Source organism: Streptomyces sp. NPDC060027, assembly GCF_042737005.1.
In the GTDB taxonomy this organism is placed as follows: Bacteria; Actinomycetota; Actinomycetes; order Streptomycetales; family Streptomycetaceae; genus Streptomyces.
The window spans coordinates 1-7,555 of record NZ_JBHWVI010000316.1 but is presented as its reverse complement, the minus strand read 5'-3'; the positions used below and the strand labels follow the sequence as shown (position 1 = coordinate 7,555).

Here is a 7,555-nt window from a genome sequence, read left to right as displayed (position 1 = left end):
GCGGTCACGAACGGTCATACCGGCCGCGCCATGGCCTTTCGAGGATGTTGCCGGGCTGGGACGGTTACTGGAGTTGCTGTACTTCGCTGCTGTACGGCCGTTCATGTACAACCCTTCGGCCCCATCACCGGTCTCCTGTCCGCAGACCCCACGCGTCACCCGGGACAACTCTCGGTGAACGACATGGCGCCCACACACACCACCGGCCACGCACCCCGCTTCGGCGCCCGGATCGCCGACTGGGCCCACCGCCTCCGCGACTCACAAGGAACCCCAGCACCCATGCCCACCCGTACCACGGCCACGCTCGCCACCTTCCTGGTAGCGGGCCTCATTCCCCTCACCCTGCCCGCCGCAGCGAGCGCCGCGCCCGCGAAGCACGGCGATGACTTCAACGGCGACGGCTACCGCGACTACGCGTACTCGAGCTTCAGCGCCAGAGGGGGCGGCGGCGTCACCGTGGTCTTCGGGACCGCCACCGGGCCCGGCTCCACACAGCAGCGCATCACCCAGGCGAGCCCGGGCGTGCCCGGCACCGACGAGGCCGACGACATGTTCGGCGAGGTGCGGGCCGCCGCGGACTTCGACGGCGACGGATACGGCGACCTCGCGGTGGCGGCGAACGGCGAAAACGGCTCCCACGGCGCCGACCAAGGCGCCGTGACGGTTCTCTGGGGCTCCGCCTCCGGCCTGTCCAAGGGCACGACTCTCCCGAACAAGAACCCGGGCCGCAACAACTACATGGGCAAGGATCTGGCGACCGGCGACTTCAACGGGGACGGCAAGCAGGACCTGGCCGTCATCAACGAATCCATGACCTACGTCTACCGCGGCCCGCTCAAGCGCTCCGGCACCACCGGCACCGTGACCAAGCTCGACAAGACGACGTCCTTCTACGCCTCGGCCCTCATCTCCGGCAAGGTCAACGGCGACAACAAGACCGACCTCGCGATCATCGGTGACGTGGTCAGCCCCGAATACATCGCGTCCGACGTCTGGTTCATCAAGGGCGGTGCGAGCTCGCTCACCCCGGGCAACAGCCTCCGCCTGGAGTCCCAGTCCGGCGACGGCGGCAGCGGCGAGCGCGGCGGCGACGGTGTCATCGCCGACTTCAACAAGGACGGCTACGGCGACATCGCCGTCGGCACATCCCTCTACTCCAAGCACAAGGGCCGCGTCAGCGTCTGGTACGGCTCGTCCACCGGCCCGTCCCGGAACACCCGCCTCACCCAGTCGACCAGTGGCGTCGCCGGATCCCCCGAGAACTACGACGAGTTCGGTTCATCCATCTCGGCGGGCGACGTCAACGGCGACGGCTACGCGGATCTCGCGGTCGGCGTGCGGGACGAGGAGATCGACGGCCGGGACAACGCGGGCGGCGTGCACGTCCTCAAGGGTCGGGCGAGCGGCCTGTCCGGTGCCGGTTCGCAGTGGTTCGCCCGCAACACCCCCGGCGTGCCCGGTGCGTTGACGGCAGACGACCAGTTCGGTGGCCTGGTACGGCTGCGTGACACGGACGGTGACGGAACGGCCGACCTGTATGTGAGCGCCCTCGGCTCTCTGCGGCTGCCCGGTTCGGCCAGCGGCATCACCACGGCGGGCGCGACGGAATACGACGCGGCGCCCATCGACAGCTTCTTGGAATGACTTCCCTGGACGAATAGGGGCCTGTCCATGAACCCCCGTCGTTCGCGCGGAGCGCGGGCGCAGCAGCGGTCGGTGCGTGCGGCGAGCGTGCGTGCCGGGCGCCGGGGCGCAGGTAGGGGTTCAAAGACACGCTCTTTAAGACGGCGTCTCGATTGGTGATCGGCCGTGATGACAACTCACGCCACTCACCCACTTCCAGGTGCCCCTGGCCAGAATGTCCTGATCGGCGGAGGCGCCGGTAGCCGATCAGGGCACTGGCGATGCCGACGAAAGCCAGGAAGTGGTCGGCCTTGCGCTCGTAGCGGCGGTGAAGGCGACGGCATCCGTTCAGCCAAGACATCGTCCGCTCGACCACCCAGCGGTGTAGGCCCAGGCGGCTGGAGCTATCGACCCCGCGGCGGGCGATGCGCGGCACGATCTGCCGACGGCGCAGCCGCCCTCGCCGATGCGATGGGCATCCGCTGGCGTCTCATGGTCTACCTCGGTGCGTACGGGCCGATGCGTCCCGAGGAACTGGCAGGCCTGCGCCGCCGGGATATCGACCTGGACGACATGGTGATCCGCGTCCGCGTCGCCGAGCCCGAGCGGACCAACGGCCGGCGCGCTCCCGGTCAGACCAAGTCCGATGCCGGTGTCCGCGCCCTCGTCCTTCCGGATGCAGTCGGGCCCGCTCGGTCGCGGGGCTCCCGGAAGGCTTCCGCTTCTACGGATGTGGTGCGCGCACCGCCCACCGGTCTAGACAACAAAGAACCCCCGGGTCATCGACCTGGGGGTTTCACATGGAGCGGGTGACGAGAATCGAACTCGCACTCTCAGCTTGGGAAGCTGATGTTCTACCACTAAACTACACCCGCGCAAGACGCCGGTTGGGCCGGTGTCGAATGCTCGCTCACTCTACCTCATGCCCGGCCCCCGGCGCCGAAGCCGCGGGGCCCGCTCGTGTTTCGGAGGGTGGATGCGGCTGCGGGCGGCCGGAGTTGGGGCGTACGGTGGTGGCCTCGAAGAGGGTCCGGGCGGGATCGGAGTGCCGCCTGGAGAGCCGTCCCATTCATCCCGTAATGTGGCCTTTCGTTGTCAGGGCATCAGCCTGACGCGGCTCTTGGGGAAGGGACTCTGGGACTTGATGGAGCGCACCGTCGTCCGTTGTGCCGAGGGGCACGTGTTCAGCACCGCTTCGTTCCCGATGCAGCAGGCCGAGCGGCTCGGCCCCGGCCGGCTGCTCCGGTGTCCACGCTGTGCCCGGCTCCGCAGTGTGGTGCCGGTTCCGGTGGCGTTGGAGAAGCGGTGACGGAGTAGTAAGTGACGAAGTAGAAGTGGCGCACCGGCAGTGGCGTATGAGCAAGGGCGCAGCGGCTGGGGTGCCGGATCAGTGGTGGAGACACAGGGGCGCCGGAGTAGTGGCGCCGTGGCAGTGACGGAGTAGTACGGGCGCGCGGTGTCGTCACGATTGTGGTGGCTCCGCGCGCCTTGCGTATCCTCAGGGCGTGCTTCTCTCAGACAAGGACATCCGGGCCGAGATCGACGCCGGACGGGTCCGGATCGATCCCTACGACGAATCCATGGTGCAGCCGTCGAGCATCGACGTGCGGCTCGACCGCTACTTCCGGGTGTTCGAGAACCACCGCTACCCCCACATCGACCCCTCGGTCGAGCAGGCGGACCTCACGCGGCTCGTCGAGCCCGAGGGTGACGAGCCGTTCATCCTCCACCCCGGAGAGTTCGTCCTCGCCAGTACGTACGAGGTCATCTCGCTCCCCGACGACCTCGCGTCGCGACTGGAGGGCAAGAGCTCGCTGGGACGGCTGGGGCTGGTCACCCACTCCACCGCCGGGTTCATCGACCCCGGGTTCTCCGGGCACGTCACCCTTGAGCTGTCCAACCTGGCGACGCTGCCCATCAAGCTGTGGCCGGGGATGAAGATCGGCCAGCTGTGCATGTTCCAGCTCAGCTCGCCGGCCGAGTTCCCGTACGGCAGCGACCGGTACGGCTCCCGGTACCAGGGCCAGCGCGGTCCGACCGCCTCACGGTCCTTCCTGAACTTCCACCGCACCCAGGTCTGAGGCGAGGAGCATGTCTTTCGTGCGCGAGGACCTCAGCTACGAAGGGTTCGGCGCCGCCGTACGCGAGCTCGCCCAGACCATCGCCGACGACGGGTACGAGCCCGACATCGTGCTCTCCATCGCCCGTGGGGGCGTCTTCGTCGCGGGCGGGCTCGCCTACGCCCTCGACTGCAAGAACATCCGCCTCGTGAATGTGGAGTTCTACACCGGGGTGGGGACGACGCTGGAGATGCCGGTGATGCTCGCTCCGGTCCCCAACACGATCGACTTCTCCGACAAGAAGGTCCTGATCACCGACGACGTCGCCGACACGGGCAAGACCCTCAAGCTCGTGCACGACTTCTGCGTCGACGCCGTCGCCGAGGTCCGCAGCGCCGTGATCTACGAGAAGACCCAGTCGCTGGTGAAGTGCGAGTACGTGTGGAAGCGCACGGACGAGTGGATCAACTTCCCCTGGAGTGTTTTGCCTGTAGTACGTAAGTCGGGCGAGCCGATCACGCCTTCGAGGGAAGCGCTCTGAACCTATGAGTCTTCGCTAAGTCGCCGCATTTCGTCAATCGAGATCTTGCTATGTCGCAGGCTCAAGCTGAGGAAGTTTTGCGTCGGCATCTGCGATCCGCCCCTGCGGCAAGAGATAGCATTCCTGTTGCGATTAACGGCACTACAAGACCTTTGACGGAAAGGGATAGGCGAGACCTAGAGACTTCCGAGTTGCGTGCGGCTATTGCTGATCCGAACGGCTAAGCGGCTCCGCTGAAGTCCGCTGCTGATCCGCACCCGCGGTACGAACCTGGCCGCCCCTGGTGAACGAGGTCTGAGGGGAAGCCCCAGGAACTTTGTTCCCGCACCTCAGCGGAGGGCTTAGGGCCTGTCTCGAAGTCGGGTGTGAGCTTGTGACAAGATCGGGGGATGCTGCGACTCACCGATTTCATTATCGACTGCCCGGACACGATGAAGCTGGCGGCTTTCTATTCCGAGGTGACGGGCCGTCCGGTCAAGGAAGGCAGCTCCGAGGACTGGGCTGGCATCCAGTTCGGCGAGATCGAGCTGGCATTCATCCGGGTGGACGACTACCGCGCTCCGCAGTGGCCCGACAGTGACCACCCCAAGCAGTTCCACCTCGACTTCGAAGTGGACGAGATCGAGTCCGAGCAGCGCCGCGTCCTCGACCTCGGCGCGACGCTAAGGCAGGACTTCATCGGCCCCAACGGCTACGGCTGGCAGATCTACACCGACCCGATCGGCCACCCCTTCTGCCTGTGCCGCAACAAGGGCGTCATCTGGACCGACCAGGGCCCGATCTGGCCCAAGGGCGACTAGTCGGGTAGGGCTACGACTGTGACGCCTGCGGCAAGCATTCTCGCGATCACTTGGTCTGCCAGGTCGTCATCACAGATGACTTCGGCCATTGGCGGATCACCTTTCAAGATCGGCAGGTAGCCCAGGCCCGTGTGCCAGAGCTCCCAGCGATCACGCTCAGTGGTCCACATCGGCACGAATTCGAGCAGATCTCCGTCGTTCATGCCCACCCCCGGGGTGCACGGTAGCGCGCGGTTGGCGGAGCAACTTGCGCTCTAGCGACGCTCCAGCGACACTCTTGGAGTGTGCGCGAAGTCATGCGCAAGGACCTGGGGACGGGTCGGGATGGGTGGGGGCGGCGGCCGCCGGATCCCGCGGGCGGTGAGTGCCGGTAGCCGGCCACGTCGTGAGGGGCGGTGGCGTATCGCCGGGACCTTGCCGGAACGTGCGGGTGATCTATACGCTCCTCGCCTCTTGGGGCGTGCGTCGTGCGCACTCCCGTTCCGGATGTGAGGCCGCCTTGACGACGCTCGGCGAGAGGGCCCCTGCCCAGGCCGCCCCGGCTGCCCGGGGGCGGCGGCTCTCGCGCCGGCTGGCCGGCCTGATGCTCCTGCTCGCCGTCGGGGCGCCGCTGGGTGGTGTCGCCTACGCCGTCAATGGAGCCACCCACGCCAAGGCCGAGGTCCGGGTGACCGTGGTGATCCGGGAGCTGGACCGTCTCTCGGTCCCCGTGGCCGACCACGCGATCAGCGAGGCGCGGGCGCGAGGCGTCGTGCCGTCCGGCCACGAGAAGGAGTTCGCGCTGCGTCAGTACGCGGACGATCCCGGGTCCGAGGGGCGCACCGTGCGCCTGGACCTGCCCGGGGAGCACGGCGCCACATGGCTGGACGCCGACATGTCCACGGTCACGCTCGCGTCCTGGGACTCCACGATGGCCGAGCAGCTCCTGGCGCGTGGCGGCACCGCGGTGACCGCCCTGTGTATCGGCGTCGGTGCCCTGCTGCTGTACCGGATCCTGCTGTCGATCGATGCCGGGCGGCCCTTCGAGGCCGGAAACCCACGACGGCTCGCCGGCCTGGCCGGGGCGGTCGCGGTGGCCGGCGCGGTCCCCGGGTTCCTGTCCGCGGCGGCCGCGGACCTCGTCCTGCACCGCGTGGACCTGGCGGGGCCGGACAGCCCGGTCATGTCCCCGCCGGTGGTCTCCATCGGCGCGCTTGCCGGGAACCTCCTCGTGGCGTTCCTGGTGCTGGCCCTCGCGGAGGTCTTCCGCCGTGGCGCCGAGTCGGCCCAGAGCGTCGGACGGGTCGGTTGAAGGGTGGCGGGAGAACGCGAGAGGGGCTCCCGGCGCGGTGCCGGGAGCCCCTCTCGGGTGGGAACGGGGAGCGCGGAGCGCGCTAGAACGTGCCCAGCTTGATGATCGACAGGATGGCGATCAGCTGAATGGCGGACGCGGCGAGGGCCTTCGGCCACGGGAGGTCGTGGGACTTGCCGACCATCAGGGTCAGCAGGGCGCCCGCGCCGATCCAGGTGACCCAGCCGAGGATCTTGACGAAGGACGCGTCGCCGCCGAAGAACATGGCGACGAGCAGGCGCGGGGTGTCCGTGATGGACATGATCAGCATGGAGAGGCCGACCGTGGGCTGCCAGGCGCCGTCGCCGCCGAGCTGGCGGGCCAGGGTGTGGGTGACCACGCCCAGGACGAACGTGCTGAGGACGATGGCGATGCCGGTTGTCAGGACGATCGGGACGGCGTTCGAGAGGGTCGCGCTGATGGCGTCCTCGCGGGCTCCGTCGAAGCCGAAGACCGCCAGCAGGCCGTAGACGAACGTCACGATCAGGGCCGGGGCCCACATCGTGTAGTCGCGCATCTGGAGGAAGGTCCGGTTCGGGGCGGTCACGATGCCCTTGAGCAGGTCCTTCCAGTGCAGCCGGGGGCCGACCGGCGGAGCCGCCGCCGCGCCCGCGCGGTAGGTCTCGCCCTGGTTGTACGGGTCCTCGCCGATCGAGAAGGCCTGGGTGTGCCCGGGGCTGTTCGCCGCGTACGGGTCCGGGCCCTGCTGCGGGTGACCGTCGCCGAAGTACTCCGGCTCACCGTGCCCGCCGCCGTGGCCGCCGCTCTGGGGCCAGCCGCCCTGCTGGCCGCCGTACGGCTGCTGTCCTCCGTACTGCGGCTGCGACGGCGCGGGCGGATAGCCGTACGGCTGCTGCCCGCCTCCCTGGGGGGACTGCTGTCCACGTCCCTGGGGGGCCTGTCCGTACGACGGTCGTTGTTGCGGTCGCGCTTGCGGGGCACGGTTGTCCCGTCCGCCGCGTCCGATCCTGAATCCAGCCACGTTATCGAACGTACCTGGTCCCGAAGAGTGACGTGCCGGGCCCGGGGCAACGGGCCCGGCATTGGGGCCGAGCTGTGACATCCCCTACGGGAGAGGCGAGTCCACCCCTACGGGTTCGCGGGAGAGGCCCCGGACAGGGCGAACCGGCCGGAGACGGCTTCCCCTCCCGTGGACAAGGCACCGCCGGGCCCGTGTGCGCGGGCCCGGCGGGGTGGC

The 7,555-nt window shown here is 68.5% G+C and carries 7 protein-coding genes, 1 tRNA gene and 2 pseudogenes; 6 read left to right on the top strand and 4 right to left on the bottom strand.

Annotated elements, in window-relative coordinates; all coding sequences use genetic code 11:
- Window positions 1–282: 282 nt before the first annotated feature.
- On the top strand, window positions 283–1,647 hold the full coding sequence (locus tag ACFWBT_RS40095) for an FG-GAP-like repeat-containing protein (RefSeq protein ID WP_385708931.1): 1,365 nt from the start codon (window positions 283–285) through the stop codon (window positions 1,645–1,647).
- Between the two features lie 223 nt (window positions 1,648–1,870).
- Here the strand turns inward: ACFWBT_RS40095 and ACFWBT_RS40090 are convergent.
- Window positions 1,871–2,095 (bottom strand): annotated as a pseudogene (locus ACFWBT_RS40090) (transposase); the annotation flags it as partial.
- On the opposite strand from ACFWBT_RS40090, the pseudogene ACFWBT_RS40085 reads away from it, so the two are divergent.
- Window positions 2,083–2,301: pseudogene (locus ACFWBT_RS40085) on the top strand (site-specific integrase); the annotation flags it as partial. The pseudogenes ACFWBT_RS40090 and ACFWBT_RS40085 overlap by 13 nt on opposite strands.
- Before the next feature lie 126 nt (window positions 2,302–2,427).
- On the opposite strand, the gene ACFWBT_RS40080 reads toward ACFWBT_RS40085, so the two are convergent.
- Window positions 2,428–2,501 (bottom strand) — tRNA-Gly (locus ACFWBT_RS40080).
- A gap of 630 nt (window positions 2,502–3,131) precedes the next feature.
- Here ACFWBT_RS40080 and dcd point away from each other — a divergent pair.
- The 3 genes from dcd to ACFWBT_RS40065 all read left to right on the top strand — a co-directional run bounded on the left by dcd (window position 3,132) and on the right by ACFWBT_RS40065 (window position 5,027).
- Window positions 3,132–3,707: a dCTP deaminase gene (gene dcd, locus ACFWBT_RS40075; protein WP_328495443.1), complete on the top strand. Its 576-nt coding sequence runs from the start codon at window positions 3,132–3,134 to the stop codon at window positions 3,705–3,707.
- A gap of 10 nt (window positions 3,708–3,717) precedes the next feature.
- Window positions 3,718–4,227 (top strand): phosphoribosyltransferase, encoded by a 510-nt coding sequence (locus ACFWBT_RS40070; RefSeq protein WP_385708928.1) that lies wholly within the window; start codon window positions 3,718–3,720, stop codon window positions 4,225–4,227.
- Window positions 4,228–4,616: 389 nt separating this feature from the next.
- Window positions 4,617–5,027: a VOC family protein gene (locus tag ACFWBT_RS40065; RefSeq protein WP_385708925.1), complete on the top strand. Its 411-nt coding sequence runs from the start codon at window positions 4,617–4,619 to the stop codon at window positions 5,025–5,027.
- Here the strand turns inward: ACFWBT_RS40065 and ACFWBT_RS40060 are convergent.
- Window positions 5,024–5,230 (bottom strand): hypothetical protein, encoded by a 207-nt coding sequence (locus ACFWBT_RS40060; RefSeq protein WP_385708923.1) that lies wholly within the window; start codon window positions 5,228–5,230, stop codon window positions 5,024–5,026. The genes ACFWBT_RS40065 and ACFWBT_RS40060 overlap by 4 nt on opposite strands.
- Before the next feature lie 296 nt (window positions 5,231–5,526).
- Here ACFWBT_RS40060 and ACFWBT_RS40055 point away from each other — a divergent pair, with 296 nt between their 5' ends.
- Window positions 5,527–6,318, top strand: a complete 792-nt coding sequence (locus ACFWBT_RS40055; RefSeq protein WP_385708920.1) for a DUF2975 domain-containing protein — start codon at window positions 5,527–5,529, stop codon at window positions 6,316–6,318.
- A gap of 82 nt (window positions 6,319–6,400) precedes the next feature.
- Here the strand turns inward: ACFWBT_RS40055 and ACFWBT_RS40050 are convergent, their stop codons facing one another.
- Window positions 6,401–7,420: a Yip1 family protein gene (locus ACFWBT_RS40050; RefSeq protein ID WP_385708917.1), complete on the bottom strand. Its 1,020-nt coding sequence runs from the start codon at window positions 7,418–7,420 to the stop codon at window positions 6,401–6,403.
- Window positions 7,421–7,555: the final 135 nt, after the last annotated feature.